The organism is Nostoc paludosum FACHB-159, from assembly GCF_014698835.1.
Classification (GTDB): Bacteria; Cyanobacteriota; Cyanobacteriia; order Cyanobacteriales; family Nostocaceae; genus Nostoc; species Nostoc paludosum.
Genome location: NZ_JACJTU010000001.1, coordinates 240,308 through 255,372 on the forward strand (window position 1 = coordinate 240,308; position 15,065 = coordinate 255,372).

13 protein-coding genes are annotated in these 15,065 nt (G+C 39.9%); 7 read left to right on the forward strand and 6 right to left on the reverse strand.

Going from position 1 to position 15,065, the window contains the following annotated elements:
* Positions 1 to 136 precede the first annotated feature (136 nt).
* Positions 137 to 673, reverse strand: coding sequence for an HNH endonuclease (locus H6H03_RS01000; RefSeq protein WP_190953217.1), 537 nt, complete (start codon positions 671 to 673; stop codon positions 137 to 139).
* A gap of 702 nt (positions 674 to 1,375) precedes the next feature.
* Here H6H03_RS01000 and ligA point away from each other — a divergent pair.
* Positions 1,376 to 3,412 (forward strand): NAD-dependent DNA ligase LigA, encoded by a 2,037-nt coding sequence (ligA, locus tag H6H03_RS01005; protein ID WP_190953218.1) that lies wholly within the window; start codon positions 1,376 to 1,378, stop codon positions 3,410 to 3,412.
* A 7-nt stretch (positions 3,413 to 3,419) separates the two neighbouring features.
* Here ligA and H6H03_RS01010 read toward each other — a convergent pair whose 3' ends face one another.
* Positions 3,420 to 4,202, reverse strand: a complete 783-nt coding sequence (locus H6H03_RS01010; protein WP_190953219.1) for a DUF4058 family protein — start codon at positions 4,200 to 4,202, stop codon at positions 3,420 to 3,422.
* A 229-nt stretch (positions 4,203 to 4,431) separates the two neighbouring features.
* Between H6H03_RS01010 and modA the strand changes: the two genes are divergently transcribed.
* Both modA and H6H03_RS01020 read left to right on the forward strand, forming a co-directional pair.
* The gene (gene modA / locus H6H03_RS01015) at positions 4,432 to 5,226 is read left to right on the forward strand and encodes a molybdate ABC transporter substrate-binding protein (RefSeq protein WP_190953220.1); all 795 of its coding nucleotides are present in this window, start codon (positions 4,432 to 4,434) and stop codon (positions 5,224 to 5,226) included.
* 390 nt (positions 5,227 to 5,616) lie between these two features.
* Positions 5,617 to 5,778: a hypothetical protein gene (locus H6H03_RS01020; protein ID WP_190953221.1), complete on the forward strand. Its 162-nt coding sequence runs from the start codon at positions 5,617 to 5,619 to the stop codon at positions 5,776 to 5,778.
* Between the two features lie 86 nt (positions 5,779 to 5,864).
* Here H6H03_RS01020 and H6H03_RS01025 read toward each other — a convergent pair whose 3' ends face one another.
* From H6H03_RS01025 to H6H03_RS01035, 3 genes are all read right to left on the reverse strand, one after another.
* Positions 5,865 to 6,422: a peroxiredoxin gene (locus H6H03_RS01025; protein WP_190953222.1), complete on the reverse strand. Its 558-nt coding sequence runs from the start codon at positions 6,420 to 6,422 to the stop codon at positions 5,865 to 5,867.
* Positions 6,423 to 6,478: 56 nt separating this feature from the next.
* Positions 6,479 to 6,721, reverse strand: coding sequence for a regulatory protein SipA (gene sipA, locus H6H03_RS01030; protein ID WP_190953223.1), 243 nt, complete (start codon positions 6,719 to 6,721; stop codon positions 6,479 to 6,481).
* 625 nt (positions 6,722 to 7,346) lie between these two features.
* Positions 7,347 to 7,850: a Spy/CpxP family protein refolding chaperone gene (locus H6H03_RS01035; RefSeq protein WP_190953224.1), complete on the reverse strand. Its 504-nt coding sequence runs from the start codon at positions 7,848 to 7,850 to the stop codon at positions 7,347 to 7,349.
* A gap of 186 nt (positions 7,851 to 8,036) precedes the next feature.
* Here H6H03_RS01035 and H6H03_RS01040 point away from each other — a divergent pair, with 186 nt between their 5' ends.
* The gene (locus H6H03_RS01040) at positions 8,037 to 9,302 is read left to right on the forward strand and encodes a sensor histidine kinase (protein WP_190953225.1); all 1,266 of its coding nucleotides are present in this window, start codon (positions 8,037 to 8,039) and stop codon (positions 9,300 to 9,302) included.
* Positions 9,299 to 9,964 carry a response regulator gene (locus H6H03_RS01045; RefSeq protein WP_190953226.1) on the forward strand — a complete coding sequence of 222 codons (666 nt, stop codon included), beginning with the start codon at positions 9,299 to 9,301 and terminating at the stop codon, positions 9,962 to 9,964. Before H6H03_RS01040 ends, H6H03_RS01045 begins: the two co-directional genes overlap by 4 nt.
* 3 nt (positions 9,965 to 9,967) lie before the next feature.
* On the opposite strand, the gene H6H03_RS01050 is transcribed toward H6H03_RS01045, so the two are convergent.
* Positions 9,968 to 10,393, reverse strand: a complete 426-nt coding sequence (locus tag H6H03_RS01050) for a nucleoside deaminase (RefSeq protein ID WP_190953550.1) — start codon at positions 10,391 to 10,393, stop codon at positions 9,968 to 9,970.
* Between the two features lie 88 nt (positions 10,394 to 10,481).
* On the opposite strand from H6H03_RS01050, the gene H6H03_RS01055 reads away from it, so the two are divergent.
* The gene (locus H6H03_RS01055) at positions 10,482 to 11,273 is read left to right on the forward strand and encodes an ion transporter (RefSeq protein WP_190953227.1); all 792 of its coding nucleotides are present in this window, start codon (positions 10,482 to 10,484) and stop codon (positions 11,271 to 11,273) included.
* A gap of 1,119 nt (positions 11,274 to 12,392) precedes the next feature.
* Positions 12,393 to 15,065 carry a thioesterase domain-containing protein gene (locus tag H6H03_RS01060; RefSeq protein ID WP_242057692.1) on the forward strand — a complete coding sequence of 891 codons (2,673 nt, stop codon included), beginning with the start codon at positions 12,393 to 12,395 and terminating at the stop codon, positions 15,063 to 15,065.

Sequence of the window (15,065 nt, forward strand, 5' to 3'; positions counted from 1 at the left end):
TTTGATTTTGCCAGGATTGCAACAATTACAATTTCTCTACAATGTTGGTGAAAAAATATGAGAGACGTTGCAATGCAACGTCTCTACATTTGTTGGAATAGGTGTATATTCCCGTTTACGGACATAGCCGAGTGAATTACTCACTTTCATTCATCCGTTGTACGCTCCAAAAATGCTCTGCAAAGGCGACGGCGGGGTGAATTGGAGCTTTGGGTTTGGTTTTGAGTACCATAGAAGCTTCATGAGGAAGGCGATCGCTTTTTGTTGAGTTACACTTCTCGCAAGCTGTGACAACGTTATCCCAGGTGTGTTGTCCACCTTTGGAACGAGGAATCACATGGTCAAGGGTTAAACGTTTACCACTACCACAGTATTGGCAAGTGTGGTTATCGCGCTTGAGTACTTCACGACGATTCACAGGAGGTACTTTCCAGTGTCGTTCTGGATTACCCGTTGTCAAACGGATGTGTTCCGGAACTTGTAGTACAACGCTGGGTGAACGGACTTCCCACTGCTTTGTACTGCCAAAATCCAATGATTCTGCTTGACCAGTAACTAACAGTACTATTGCTCGTTTGATGTTGATGCGTGCTAATGGTAGGTAGTTCTTGGAGAATACTACCACTGAATTTTGTAGTATGTGTGGTTGCTGAGTTTGCTGCTGGACTTGCATATGTAAAAAACTCCTCAAAAAAATAACCCCCACCTCTGGTTATCAGGAGCGGGGGTCAGGTCGTTGGTACTTTTTTCCTAGTTATGGGCGCTATGAGACAGTTGCACCTCCCGCTGTAGATAATTCGATCTGGATTCAGCACTAGAGCGATCGCTCCTATAATGGTTTCACTTGCAGACTGAGCCACTAATAACCGATACGCCCTCTCAAACGCACACGCACCAGGTATTCTGCCTGAACCCTTGCTCGGTTGACAATGCATCATGCTATCAATGGTTGAAGAGAATTTGCCGATCGTCGAGAACATTGTAGTATTTGTAGTTCAAAACTAAATTTATAATACAACTTGTAGTATTTAATTGTCTAGTGCAATATTTCTGGAGGATGAAGACAGAGAACAATTCGCCGAATATCTAAAGCTTGAACAGCATATTCTTTAATTATGGCACTTTTAATGCCATTAGTTGACCCAAATGAATCTTTGTAAAGATCTCAACTCGATTTTCTGGAATTCAATAGGAATGTATTAACTGTACCGATGGATGGGACTATTGGTATTAAATTTAGTAACCTAGAAAAGTAGATGTTTTTGTTTTAAGCCAGAGCCACTCAACTATCAGTGTAAGGTTATGCATCCACAACCTGCTTATGGCAGGTTTTATCGTCTTTAACTTTTATTCCTAGTATTTTACAAAAAATCTCATGACACAGATTCAAACTTTAGTAAAACGTACAGAAGAACTGCGCCAATTATTGCAACAAGCGAGCTATGCTTATTACGTCTTAGATACTCCAATTATGGAGGATGCAATCTATGACCAGTTATATCGGGAATTACAAAAACTGGAAATTCAGTATCCAGAATTAACTACACCAGATAGTCCGACTCAGCGCGTAGGTGAGAGACCGGCAACTCAGTTTACCTCGGTGCGCCATAACATTCCTTTGTACAGTTTGGAAAATGCGTTTAATATTACTGAGTTGCAAGGCTGGGAACAACGTTGGCGGCGACAAGTACCGAAACTAGACTCAGTAAAATATGTCACGGAACTAAAAATTGATGGTTCTGCCTTAGCTTTGACCTACCAAAATGGGGTTTTAGTCAGGGGTGCAACTAGGGGTGATGGAGTGATGGGTGAAGATATCACCCAAAATGTGCGGACAATTCGCTCAATTCCTCTGCGGTTGAATTTTGAAGGTTTAGAAATTTTAGAAAGGGTGGAAGTGCGAGGCGAGGCTTTTTTGCCGTTGGAAGTGTTTAAACAAATCAACGAGGAAAGGCAAAAAGCAGGCGAACAATTATTTGCTAATCCTCGAAATGCCGCAGCTGGTACACTCAGGCAACTAGACTCGCGCATTGTCGCTAAGAGACGACTAGATTTCTTTGCTTACACGTTGCATATTCCCGGTAGGGATGACGCCAGTATTGCCAATACCCAATGGGAAGCCTTGGAGTTGTTAGAAAAAATGGGTTTTCGAGTCAACCCCAACCATAAATTGTGTGCTTCCCTCGAAGAAGTAGCAGAATATTACGAATATTGGGATACGGAACGGCTAAATTTACCCTACATGACTGATGGCGTAGTAGTGAAGTTGGATGCTTTTAAACTTCAGGAACAACTAGGCTTTACCCAGAAATTCCCTCGTTGGGCGGTGGCTTTGAAGTATCCAGCCGAAGAAGCGCCCACCCGCGTGGAAAATATAGCTGTGAATGTCGGCAGAACCGGGGCGTTAACGCCGTTAGCCCAGATGCGGCCAGTGCAACTGGCGGGGACAACAGTTTCCCGCGCTACTTTACATAATAGCGATCGCATTGCTCAATTAGATATCCGCATTGGCGATACTGTGATTGTCCGCAAAGCTGGGGAAATCATCCCAGAAGTAGTCAGGGTACTCAAAGAACTTCGTCCTGCTGACACCGAACCCTTTATCATGCCTACTGATTGCCCAGTGTGCGGTCAACCGGTGGTGCGAGAATCAGGTGAGGCCGTAACTCGCTGCGTCAATGCTTCTTGTGCCGCGATTCTCAAAGGTTCCATTGAACATTGGGTCAGCCGTGATGCCTTAGATATTAAAGGTTTAGGCGAAAAGTTGGTATACCAACTCGTTGATAAAGGTTTGGTGCATTCCGTTGCCGATTTATATGAATTGACAGAAGAGAGATTATACGATCTAGAAAGAATGGGAAAAAAATCGGCAGAGAAATTGGTAGATGCGATCGCTCAATCAAAAAACCAACCTTGGTCAAGGGTATTGTATGGTTTAGGCATCCGTCATGTAGGCAGTGTGAATGCCCAATTGTTGACTCAGAAATATTCCACCGTAGAACAATTAGCGGCAGCAAAACAGTCAGATATTGAGGGTATTTATGGTATCGGTGCTGAAATTGCTCAATCTGTTTATCAGTGGTTTCGGATTGATGCTAACCAAACATTAATACAACGGTTACAAACAAAAGGATTGCAATTTACTTCTACCGAATCAACAGAAACAGTTAATAATAGCAATCAAAAGTTCGCCGGAAAAACTTTTGTAATCACGGGTACATTGCCAACCCTAAAGCGCGATGAAGCCAAGGCATTGATTCAAAAAGCTGGGGGAAAAGTCACTGATTCCGTCAGCAAAAAGACAGATTATTTGCTAGTAGGAGAAGATGCGGGTTCTAAGTTAGAAAAAGCTATTTCGTTGGGAATCACGCAGTTAAGCGAAGCGCAGTTGTTGGAAATGGCTGAGGAATGATGCTACTCTACCTCAATCCCTGCTCTTGCAATCTCTCATTTGCCCAAGCCATATCTGCTTCTGACAAGGTAGGAATTGGAGGGCGGCTGTAATTAATTCTTAAATCATAACTGCCCTGGTTGTAAATATCATTGAGTAATAGATTTAAGTTGATAATTGGTTTAGGTTCACCAGCCCTAAGCGGCACTGAAAAATCAGGAATTTCATCTTGCAAATTAAACCCATAAAGTTTAGCTTTGGGACGAGTTTCGCTATCACTCACCACGATACGATAGAGGGTTGGCAAAAAATTTCCGACCATTTGCATTGGATTTCCCTGGCGCAATAAATCAATTTCAACGAAGTGAGTTGCACTGCCCAAAATCTTGAGCCGTTTTGTTTCGTATTGTAGCCGCCCAATTCCTACCTGTTTATTTTTTGGAGAAAGCACCTCAATGATGGTCACAACCTCCTCAGTTTCCACAGCGCGAATTTCTAAGTATGCTTCTGTCAGAATCTCTGGTAAGGGTAGCATCACCTCAATGGGCTGGGTTGTTGGAGCAACTGCAAGATTGGATTCAGTTGGTGGCGGTAGAGAGAGCGAACTTTGCACCGAAACATCGGGTATACCCACAAGCAGTGCAGTATCTCCATTCACCTCATACACACGCTCCTCGATCGCCACAATATACTTGGGACGAAGCTTAGGGGCAAGATCGTTGGCGATCGCTGTAATTAACCGATGGTGGATTCCTGCCCACAGAGAAGGATGTTCTAGATAGGGATTCATACCGGGAAATGGAGAAGGCATAACTGAAACTCCCACGGCTATCAAACTATCGGTTTTGCTCAGTTTAACAAAAACCGACCTCAAACGCTTGTCCTGCAAGGCATTGACACGGCTACACAAAAATATAGGGTTTTGGCAACGTGTGTTGATGAATATCCAATAGAATATTTTACCGATATAGTTGGGTAAATTTTGGTAGGATTCTACGTAGCATCAATTTGATGAAAAAAACATCTTAAACGCCTTTTCCATGAAAAGAAGACAAATTCTTGGCTTTTTGGGTATAGCAATTGCTGGTTTATTGCTAGCAATTGGTTTACCCTTAGTTACTCCTTCTCCTGTAGTCGCCCAGTCAAACAACATACTTGTTTCAGCCGCCGCTAGCTTAAAAGATGCGATGGAAGAAATTAAGCCTCTGTACCAACAAAGTAAATCAAATGTGAATATTACTTATAATTTTGGGGCTTCTGGTGCTTTGCAGCAACAGATTGAGCAAGGTGCGCCAGCAGATATTTTTATTTCGGCTGGGAAAAAACAAGTAGATGCCTTAGAACAAAAAGGACTCCTTTTGCCAGGTACGCGTGCCAATTTAGCAAATAACCGTCTGGTTTTGGTAGTGGCTCAGGATGTTGTGGGCGTCACTAGCTTCTACAATTTAACAGATGAGAAGATTAAGAAAATTGCGATCGGTGAAGCCAGAAGCGTACCAGCAGGGCAATATGGAGAGCAAGTTTTAAAGAAATTGAAACTTTACGATCGCGTTAAACCCAAATTAGTCTTTGCTAACAATGTGCGCCAAGTCTTAGCAGCAGTTGAAACTGGTAACGCCCAAGCCGGTCTAGTTTATGCCACTGATGCCAAAATCTCCAACAAAGTAAAAGTTGTAGTCGCTGCTGATGAGAAATTTCACTCACCGATAGTTTATCCGATCGCTGTCCTCAAAAGCAGTAAAAATCCTTCTGCTGCCAAGGAGTTTGTCCAATTTTTATCTAGCGCTCAAGCCAAAGATATACTCAAAAAATATGGATTTATTGTGCCTAAATAACTAGCAGCTTGTTCTTCATAGGTTTGTAGTCAGCACTTTAGTACTTAAAAAATCAAGGACTAAAGTTTTTACTACAAACACCTATGACCGTTAAAATCAATTTCATCAATCACTCAAGTATTTATTCTATTTGTGCTTTTTAATTACACAGTTATCAGATATTCAGTCTCATTTTTATACTGTTCAAATTGGAAATAGAACAACACTGAATTGGGTGTATACTCAAGACAAAAATTATACTTATAAGCGTTACTAACAAAAAATAATTAATTACAATAATGTCTGTTTTAAAAGCATATAAATACTAAATATTATAACTTTGGGTTGATGAGATTGCTAGCTAATCAAACGAAAATTCTCCTAGATTTCAAAAAATCTGAAGAAAAAAATATGTCCAGAATCAAAATTACTGATTTACAACCTGACAATCAAGTTCAAGTACGGAAACTATCTCAGGCAGATATGATAGCAATCACTGGAGGAATTAAAGTGAAGCTTTTAGGTGATAATTTTGTCAATTTGATATTCAACGGTTTTATATTGACGATTTAAATTTAGCAGCACATTCAACAGACAAAGGCTCTACAAGAATTAAGCGCAACCCAGCAAATACGCTAGGTCGCGCTTCTGTGCTGTATTTAAGAAGCCGCAGATTGTAATTTTTCTAGTCGTGCTAGTACTTCTGAACTGTGAATAGTTGGGTTAACTTTCACAAAAGTTTCGCGCAAAATACCTTGAGGATCGATAATAAAACTGTGGCGCATAGATAAGAAACTCAGCCACGAACCGTAAGCTTTACTCACTGAACCGTCAGTGTCAGCCAATAGAGGGAATTTTAGTCCCTCTGAATCACAAAATTGAGCGTGCGAATCAATATCATCAGCACTGACACCGAGAACTTGAGTGTTTTTTTCCAGATATTTGGGTAAATCTTCTTGGAAACGACGAGCTTCTATAGTACAACCGGAAGTGAAATCTTTGGGGTAAAAGTACAAAACTACCCACTTACCACGAAAGTCAGAGAGGGAAATTTTGCCATCACCTATGTTGGTTGGCAAGGTAAACTCTGGCGCAGGTTGATTAATTGCAGGAAGTTTACCACCAAGAGCATCAGCAGTAGGGACAAAATTCAGCCAGCTAATAATAGAAATACAGCTGGCAAATAATATGCTTAAAAAAGTGCGGCGTGAAATCATGGTGCAAACCAAAATGACAACTTTACACAAGTTTACATTCCTGGTTGCTACTAATCTCATTCTGAGTCAGATTCGGGAGAAATATCTATGGTTTCGATGTATTGGCTATCTAGGAGAAAAGCCCCTTTAGCAAAGCGAATACCCCAATATCCGCCAGGTCTACGGTCAAGAACTATACCTTCTTCGCCAATGTGAATCACATCAGGGGGGCGGAGCATGGGCATAGGTTCAGCAGTTTTGACGTAGGGCGGTAGCGCTACAACACGGACTTTACTACCAATAGGAAATTCTTTAGACATCTTGAAAAAGCTAGCTTCAAAATAGGGATTGTGGAGTGGTTAGAGACGCGATTAATCACGTCTCTAGGGAGTGGGGGAAGCAAATTTTTGATGTTTGCTTGGGGTTTTTCCCCTAGTTGAGTAGCTTAAAAATAGTAGGTGGGGAGTAGTGATTTAGGAAAACTAAATCACTACGGGGTTTAGGGGTCAAGAGATTTTTATACTCTTGTTGTGTCAGACATTATAGCAACTTGCAGTAGTTAGCACAACTGGGCTAACGTAAAATGATTTAATTTTCAAGCATGTCTATTCCATTGAATTGAAAACAAAATAGCGATTGGGCAAACAGGGCATTAGTTATTCTCCGCGTAAGAGCGTCTCCCTATCTCCCCACAAAAATAGGGAAAGGGAAAGGAGATCGATTTTCCCCTTTCCCATCTTCTGCAAGAAGTCTGTATAATTTTTTAATTCTTATACCAATTTGAAAAATGATTGCGACAGATGGATTAATAAAACCTAGATGTAAAAAGCAATGACTATTAACTCTCTTTTTAAAGATTGAAGAAGAATAAAGAAATCAGAATTAGTTACACAGAATTGAATTCTGAATTCTCTATTCTGACTCCTGAATTCTTTCTTGTTAAAATTATTGAGGATTGCGTTGTTGGCGACGCTGTTTGAAGTTTTGCTGGATTTGTTCGAGTTTTTGCCGCTGTTCGGGGGTTAAAACTGCTTGAATTTGTTGTTTCTCAGATTCTCGGATTTGCCGCATTTGAGTTTTTTGTGCTTCGGTCAGATTTAAGTCTGCAAAGTTCTTCCATCCACCTCGACGCTGACCCGCTTGGCGTTGACCTTGTTGACCTGCTTGGCGCTGAGCCTGACGCGCTTGCTTAGCTGCTTCTAACTTTGCTTTTTGTTCTGGAGTTAAAATTGCTTCCCATTTAGCACGGCTATCCTGGCGAATTGCCTGAATTTGGCTTTTTTGGGCATCGGTTAGCCCTAATTCTGCCCAAGGGCCCTTTGGTTTTTGTGGAGTTTGTGCTAGTAGCAGGGGTGAGGGAGAGGCTGTTTGAGCTACGACAGCAAAGGAAGTTGCAGTTAAACTTAAAGCGATCGCTCCAGCTACTAATGATAATGTTTTGAGTTTCATTACTTACTTCGTGGTTCTTGCCTGTGTGGATGCCACCATCATAAGAATTTATCTTCAATATTCACATGAGGAGAAAGTCACGGTTATGCCCATGACTTTAGTCATGATTCAATTATGACAAATGTGACTGACAATAATAGAAGTTAAGAGTTAGGAGTTAAGAGTTAGCAATTAGGTGTTATCATCATGAATCCTCTAATTCAAATTAAAAAACATCCTTTTCCGTCTCTGCTTTATTTAGAATGGATATTACTGACAATCACTGCTTTAATAGCAGTTATACCACCACCTTTGCGGCGATTTCGTCCTAGACGAGCAGAGCTATCTATTTGTGGGACATTTCCAGATTTATCAGTTTGTAATTTCTTGCCAGAATTGTCAATTTATAGCCTGATTGTTTTTGCATTAATGGGGTTATGGTTACCTAAAAGCAATCATAAAAGTAAATTAATATACACAACTATTCAAATTGTATTGATTTTAGTGACTGGACTTTTTGGTGAAAGATTTGCCCGTCTTTTTCCGTTTCTTTATATAATTTTGGTGACTCGCAGTTGTCTAATTTTTCAGTTACCTGGGCGTTTATTCATGACAAGTCTGTCATTTACTTTATTTTTACTGACTACACAATTAAAATATCAATTATTCAGTTTTCAATCTTCACCACAAGCTCAAGAACGTTTTCGATTTCTGAGCTTGAATTGGTCTTTGGTGTTTGGTCTGAGTTTAGTTTTTGTATTGTTGATGATGAATGCTGTATTATCTGAACGGCACAGTCGCGAAAAACTCGCTATTGCTAACGAAAAACTTCGCCAATATGCCATGCAAATTGAAAATCAAGCTACCTTGGAAGAACGAAACCGCATTGCTCGTGAAATTCATGATTCATTAGGACACTCTCTAACTGCTTTAAATCTTCAATTAGAAACTGCTTTAAAACTGTGGCAATCTAATCCAATTAAGGCTGAGACATTTCTAGCAACGGCAAAGGAATTAGGTTCAAAAGCACTCAAAGATGTCCGTCAATCTGTTTCAACTATGCGTTCTAATCCTTTACAAGAGCAATCTTTAGAACGTGCGATCGCTGGTCTTGTAGAAAATTTTCATCGCTCAAATGGTATTCTACCAATTTATGAAATCAATCTAGAATATTCTTTACCGCCTGAAATTAATACTGCTATTTATCGGATTACTCAAGAATCTTTGACAAATATTTCTAAATATGCATCTGCGACAGAGGTCAAAATACAACTCACTACCATTAGAAGTAATTTACGGTTAATAATTCAGGATAATGGTAGAGGTTTTGATATCAGGCAAAATACCACTGGTTTTGGACTTCATAGTATGCGCGATCGCACTTTAGCGTTGGGAGGCGAATTTAATATTGATACTACTCCTGGTTCTGGTTGCAAAATTATAGTTAATATCCCCTTAACGAGGTTGACATGAGTATTAAAGTATTGTTGGTAGATGACCAAAGTTTAATTCGTCAAGGATTAAGAGCTTTGTTAGAACTAGAACCAGATTTAGAAATAGTAGGAGAAGCAGAAAACGGTAAAGAAGCGATTAATTTTGTTGCCCAATTTCAGCCAGATGTCGTATTGTTAGACATCAGAATGCCTATTATGGATGGAGTTGCAGCCACACGGGAAATCCAAAAACATTTTAGCAAAACGAAGATTTTAGTACTCACAACTTTTGATGATAATGAATATGTTTCTGCGGCTTTGCAAAGTGGAGCAATGGGTTATTTATTGAAAGATACACCCTCAGAAGAATTAGCTGTTGCTATTCGCGCTGTATATAAAGGATACACTCAATTAGGCCCAGGAATAGTTAAAAAATTGTTGACCCAGTTTTCTCAACCTACACCAACTCAATCACCACCTGTACCATCTGGTTTAAGTGAACTAACTCCTAGAGAAAAGGAGGTTTTGCGATTAATTGCTATAGGTGCTAGTAACCGAGAAATTGCTCAGGAACTCTACATTTCTGAGGGGACAGTCAAAAATCATGTTACAAATATTTTAAACAGGTTGAATTTGCGCGATCGCACTCAAGCTGCAATTTGGGCAAATAGCTATTTATCTTATTTGAACGAACCAAGTTAAAAATTATTGAAATAACTGCAAACATTCATTTTTTAAAACACCTTTAGTTACTTTGATGTTTCTAAATGATTGAGCAATCACTTCTTCGCAAGATATATTAATTTGTGATTGATTAGCCAAAATTAAATCTTGGATTGAAGCGCCATATACAATTTCTGATAAACCACTCCAAACACAAGCAGTTGCACACATTGGGCAAGGTTCGCCAGTTGTATATATGCTATAACCTTCTAAAGAAGGGTTTTTAAGTTTAGCTGTTAAACTACGAATGACGTTAATTTCCGCATGAGCTGATGGATCGTTATCTCTTTTGACAGTATTATGACCTACGGCGACGACTTCGTTATCTTTAACAATCACTGCACCGTAAGGCGCATCACCTTTTTTGGCTTCTGTCAAAGCTAAATGCATAAAATATTCTGAGTTCATATCAGTTGGGGATAACATCAAGACAATGTTTAATCATATCGTGTTTCTAATGCTATAACTAGAAATTAAAAGTGGTTAATGGTCGAATATGTTACTCAGTAGACAAACAACAGAATTTTACTTAAAAGACTTGGAAACGCCATTAGGTCAAGCCATTAATTTAACACTTGCAGTCTTGGTGCTGATTTCATCAGGAATTTTTGTAGCAGAAACTTATAATATTCCTGATTATGTTCGCTTTCAGTTGAGCGTAGCTGATACTGCGATCGCCATTATCTTCCTGATAGAATATATACTCCGCTTCTGGAGTGCAGAAAATAAAATTAAGTATATTTTTAGTTTTTATTCGATTATTGATTTAATGGCAATTCTACCATTGTTATTAGGAATAGTAGATATTAGATTTATCCGCCTATTGCGATGGTTTCGGATTTTACGATTAATTAGATTTATAGATAAAAAATATTTATTCGCCAGTATCAGCACCGAAGATGGCTTGATTTTTGCACGAATATTATTTACATTATTTGCAATTGTTTTTGTTTACTCTGGCTTAATTTATCAAGTCGAACATCCGGTTAATCCGGAAAACTACGCTACATTTTTGGATGCATTTTATTTCTCGGTTGTCACAATGACAACTGTAGGATTTGGTGATGTGATTCCCATTTCTGAATTAGGGCGATCGCTAACAGTACTGATGATTTTTACAGGAATTGCCTTGATTCCTTGGCAAGTGGGAGATTTGATTAAACAAGTGGTGAAAACAGCTAATCAGGTAGAAACAGTGTGTTCAAATTGTGGTTTGGCTTTCCACGATATTGATGCTGTGTTTTGTAAAAACTGTGGGACTAAGTTACCTAGTCAAAGGGTTAATTGACTAAGAACACACAAAGAAATATGCAAATAAGAGACGCAGAACATGTCGCGAAGGAAGCACTCGCTCATCACAAAGTGAACTTATTCGACAAGAACAACAAAAATATTCCGGCATTGCTGAATCTAGGGATGATTTTTACCTCACGCAAAGGCGCAAAGGCGCAAAGAATCTACCTTTAGCCTTCGTCAAAAATCTTAATTCATCCCGCATTTATGCAACGCCAATATTCCTTGTTGCAATCAAGAGAGTTTAGATATGGGGTGTCCTTGCGTCCTGTTCAAAGATGCTTTAACTTGAATTCATATCAATAGATCTGCCTTGAAAATAGGGACTGGAGACTGGTGACTAGGAAAGAAATATTTTCATTCCTTCGTTGTGAATTGTGTTCATGGAGTCTCTTGCGTCCCTAACACCCCACCCCCAACCCCTCCCCTTGCTAAGGCTACCGTATACACACATCTGTGTAGGAAACCAAAATCCTCGTAGATCCGTCATTATCCTCCTTAAAAAGGAGGACTTTGAGAGATTTTTGTCCCCCAATTTATCGGGGGGTTGGGGGGATCTAAAGTCTGCGGCTCAACTCTAGAAGACTTGTGTGTACACCGTAGCCTTGCTAAGGGGAGGGGAGACAAAGCGTAGCTTTGGCTCTTTGGGGTTCTTATTTGCGATTTCTGCAAAAGGTCTAATGTCAATTTTAATACATACATCTATTAATATGTTGATGATTTTATGTCTGTAGAAGTAAGACTAGAGTGATACTAGCTTGATTTAATAGATTAGTTGAATTTTCAGGAATTAAATAATAAATATTGCATCTTAATTAGATATTTTGAAGATTATTTAAAGTATTTTATTCTTAGTTTTACAAAAAAATAAATTTAAATAATCCCGATCGCGTTTAATATTTAGATAAAAATTCAGCACAAAACATGAAGTGTGCATTGCGAAGTTTCCGAAAAGCTATAGTATCTGCTGGTTAGAAGTTACAATCTATAGCTCATCCAAATACTGTGTTATCTTTATACATCATTTTTTTAATTATTTCTATAATTCAACTTCTAAATTTTGGCAAATGTAGCTCGCTCTAGACAATTTAGTAAGGTAGTAAAAATATAAAAGATGAGTACCAATAGTAATAATTTAGAGCAGATCGATACATTAACTGAACTTACAAAAATTCAAGTTAGCCAAACACCCGATGGAAATCAACTCTGTATTCATCAGATGTTTGAAATTCAAGTAGAGCGATCGCCCCAAGCAACTGCTGTAGTATTTGAAAACAACCAACTGTCTTATCACCAGCTAAACCAACGAGCAAATCAACTGGCGCGTCACCTACGTAGTTTAGGTATCAAACCTGAGGTACTTGTTGGCATTTATCTCGAACGGTCTTTAGAAATGGTGGTAGGACTATTAGGAATTCTCAAGGCTGGAGGCGCATACTTACCTTTAGATCCGGCATATCCATCAGAACACTTAGCTTATATCTTAGAGGACAGCCAGATATCAGCGATCGTCACCACACAAGAATTAGTAAGTAGTTTACCTGATCGTATAACTCATGTTGTTTGTCTAGATTCAGATTGGCAAGTAATTAGCGAGAACAACCAAGAAAATCTCTTTAGTAATACGACACTTGATAACCTGATATATACGATCTACACTTCCGGTTCTACAGGACGCTCCAAAGGTGTAATGATTACTCATCGTGGGATCTGCAATCAAATCACATGGAGACAAACAACTTTTAGATTGACTCAAGCAGACAAAGTTTTACAAAATATTTCTCTGAGCTTTGACCCTTCGGTGTGGCAGATTTTCTGGCCGTTGTGCTGGGGAGCGCAATTAATTATGGCTCGTCCTGGTGGAAATCTGGATACTAGATATCTTGTTGAGTTAATTCTCCAACAGCAAATCACCGTTATGGCCTTAGTACCTTCCATGCTGCGGGTATTACTAGATGAGAAGGAAATTGAGAATTGTCAATCTTTCAGGCACATTACTTGTGGTGGCGAAGCCTTACCTGTGGAACTCATACAGCGTTTCTTTGCTAAATTGAACTTAGACGACGTTCTATATAATTGCTACGGCCCGACAGAAGCTTCCATTGATGCCACTTTTTGGAAATGCGATCGCACTAGTAATTATCTCATTGCTCCCATTGGTTGCGCGATCGCCAATACACAGATTTATATCCTGAATGAGAATTTAGAACCTACGGCTATTGGTGAATCAGGGGAACTACATATTGGTGGTGTTGGACTTGCTCGTGGCTACCTCAACCGTCCCGATTTGACCAGTGAAAAATTTATTCCCGACCCTTTGAGCAAAAAGCCAGAAGCACGATTATATAAAACTGGCGACTTAGCCCGCTACCTTGATAATGGCAACATTGAGTTTCTCGGTCGCCTTGACAATCAAATCAAGCTGCGGGGCTTCCGCATCGAACTTGCAGAAATTGAAGCAATTCTCGCACAACACGCTAGTATACAACAGACTGTAGTCATACCAACAGAAGATAACCCAGGTGACCAGCGGCTAGTGGCCTACATTGTTCCCCACCGAGAGCAGACACCTACGTTTGATGAAGTACGCCACTTTCTCAAACAAAAACTACCTAATTACATGCTGCCAAACTCTTTTGTATTGTTAGATGCTCTACCTTTAACTCCCAATGGCAAAGTAGACCGGTACGCTCTAAGGGCATCTCACCAAACCATACAGCAATCAAAAGACATTTTTGTAGCTCCCCAAGATGAATTAGAACTCGAACTGACAAAGATTTGGGAAAAAGTTTTAGGCATCCAACGCATCAGTATCAAAAACAATTTCTTTGAGATGGGAGGACATTCCCTACTTGCGGTACGCTTGTTCGCAGAAATTGAAAAGACCTTGGGCAACAATCTTCCTTTAGCTACCCTCCTACAAGCCCCCACTATTGAGGAACTAGCTAACATCTTACGTCAACCAGGATGGGTCAAGCCTTGGTCTTCGTTAGTGCCAATTCAACCTAAAGGTTCCAAACCTCCTTTTTTTCTTGTCCATGCGGTAGGTGGTAACATCCTTTCCTACTGTGATTTAGCACGCCATTTGGGTTTAAACCAACCAGTTTATGGACTACAAGCTCAAGGCTTGGATGGAAAAACTCCCCCACATACCAGCATCGAAGATATGGCAGCTCAATACATCAAAGAAATACGTACCGTCCAACCCAATGGCCCTTATTTTCTTGGTGGGGCTTCTTTTGGGGGCACAGTAGTTTTCGAGATGGCTCAGCAACTCTATGCCCAAGGTGAAAAAGTGGCTTTGCTATCGTTGTTGGATAGTGCTGGATGGAATAATTTACCCACCACATTCTTTGATTTTGTTTCTGGCCATTTAAATAACCTTGCACAACTCAAGCCTCAAGAAAAACTGACCTACATCTGGGAAAGGTTAGAGTGGCATATTAGCAAAAGAATCCCGAAGCCTATTCGCCAAGTTTTCTATAACTTACGTGATATGGATCGTTCGCCTCAAACTCTATACACTTTAAATGTTTTAGAGGCTAACCTCCACGCCAGCAAAAATTATTTACCGCAAGTTTATCCCAGCCATGTCACCCTGTTTCGAGCCAAATTAAAATCTTCAAGACGTTACTCAGATCCTCTGGGGGGTTGGGGCGGGCTGGCATTGGAGGGGGTAGAGGTTCATGAAATCCCTGGAGACCACACCAGCATACTCAGAGAACCCCATGTACAAGTTTTGGCAAAAAAATTAAAAGCTTGTTTAGATGAGGCTGAGAGGCTTTAA

Bases quoted from the DNA above. Each gene is read 5' to 3' on its own strand.
- H6H03_RS01060 (WP_242057692.1), top strand. From the start codon at position 12,393: ATGAGTACCAATAGTAATAATTTAGAGCAGATCGATACATTAACTGAA.
- ligA (WP_190953218.1), top strand. From the start codon at position 1,376: ATGACACAGATTCAAACTTTAGTAAAACGTACAGAAGAACTGCGCCAA.
- H6H03_RS01000 (WP_190953217.1), bottom strand. From the start codon at position 673: ATGCAAGTCCAGCAGCAAACTCAGCAACCACACATACTACAAAATTCA.
- sipA (WP_190953223.1), bottom strand. From the start codon at position 6,721: ATGTCTAAAGAATTTCCTATTGGTAGTAAAGTCCGTGTTGTAGCGCTA.
- H6H03_RS01025 (WP_190953222.1), bottom strand. From the start codon at position 6,422: ATGATTTCACGCCGCACTTTTTTAAGCATATTATTTGCCAGCTGTATT.
- modA (WP_190953220.1), top strand. From the start codon at position 4,432: ATGAAAAGAAGACAAATTCTTGGCTTTTTGGGTATAGCAATTGCTGGT.
- H6H03_RS01050 (WP_190953550.1), bottom strand. From the start codon at position 10,393: ATGAACTCAGAATATTTTATGCATTTAGCTTTGACAGAAGCCAAAAAA.
- H6H03_RS01020 (WP_190953221.1), top strand. From the start codon at position 5,617: ATGTCCAGAATCAAAATTACTGATTTACAACCTGACAATCAAGTTCAA.
- H6H03_RS01055 (WP_190953227.1), top strand. From the start codon at position 10,482: ATGTTACTCAGTAGACAAACAACAGAATTTTACTTAAAAGACTTGGAA.
- H6H03_RS01040 (WP_190953225.1), top strand. From the start codon at position 8,037: ATGAATCCTCTAATTCAAATTAAAAAACATCCTTTTCCGTCTCTGCTT.
- H6H03_RS01035 (WP_190953224.1), bottom strand. From the start codon at position 7,850: ATGAAACTCAAAACATTATCATTAGTAGCTGGAGCGATCGCTTTAAGT.
- H6H03_RS01010 (WP_190953219.1), bottom strand. From the start codon at position 4,202: ATGCCTTCTCCATTTCCCGGTATGAATCCCTATCTAGAACATCCTTCT.
- H6H03_RS01045 (WP_190953226.1), top strand. From the start codon at position 9,299: ATGAGTATTAAAGTATTGTTGGTAGATGACCAAAGTTTAATTCGTCAA.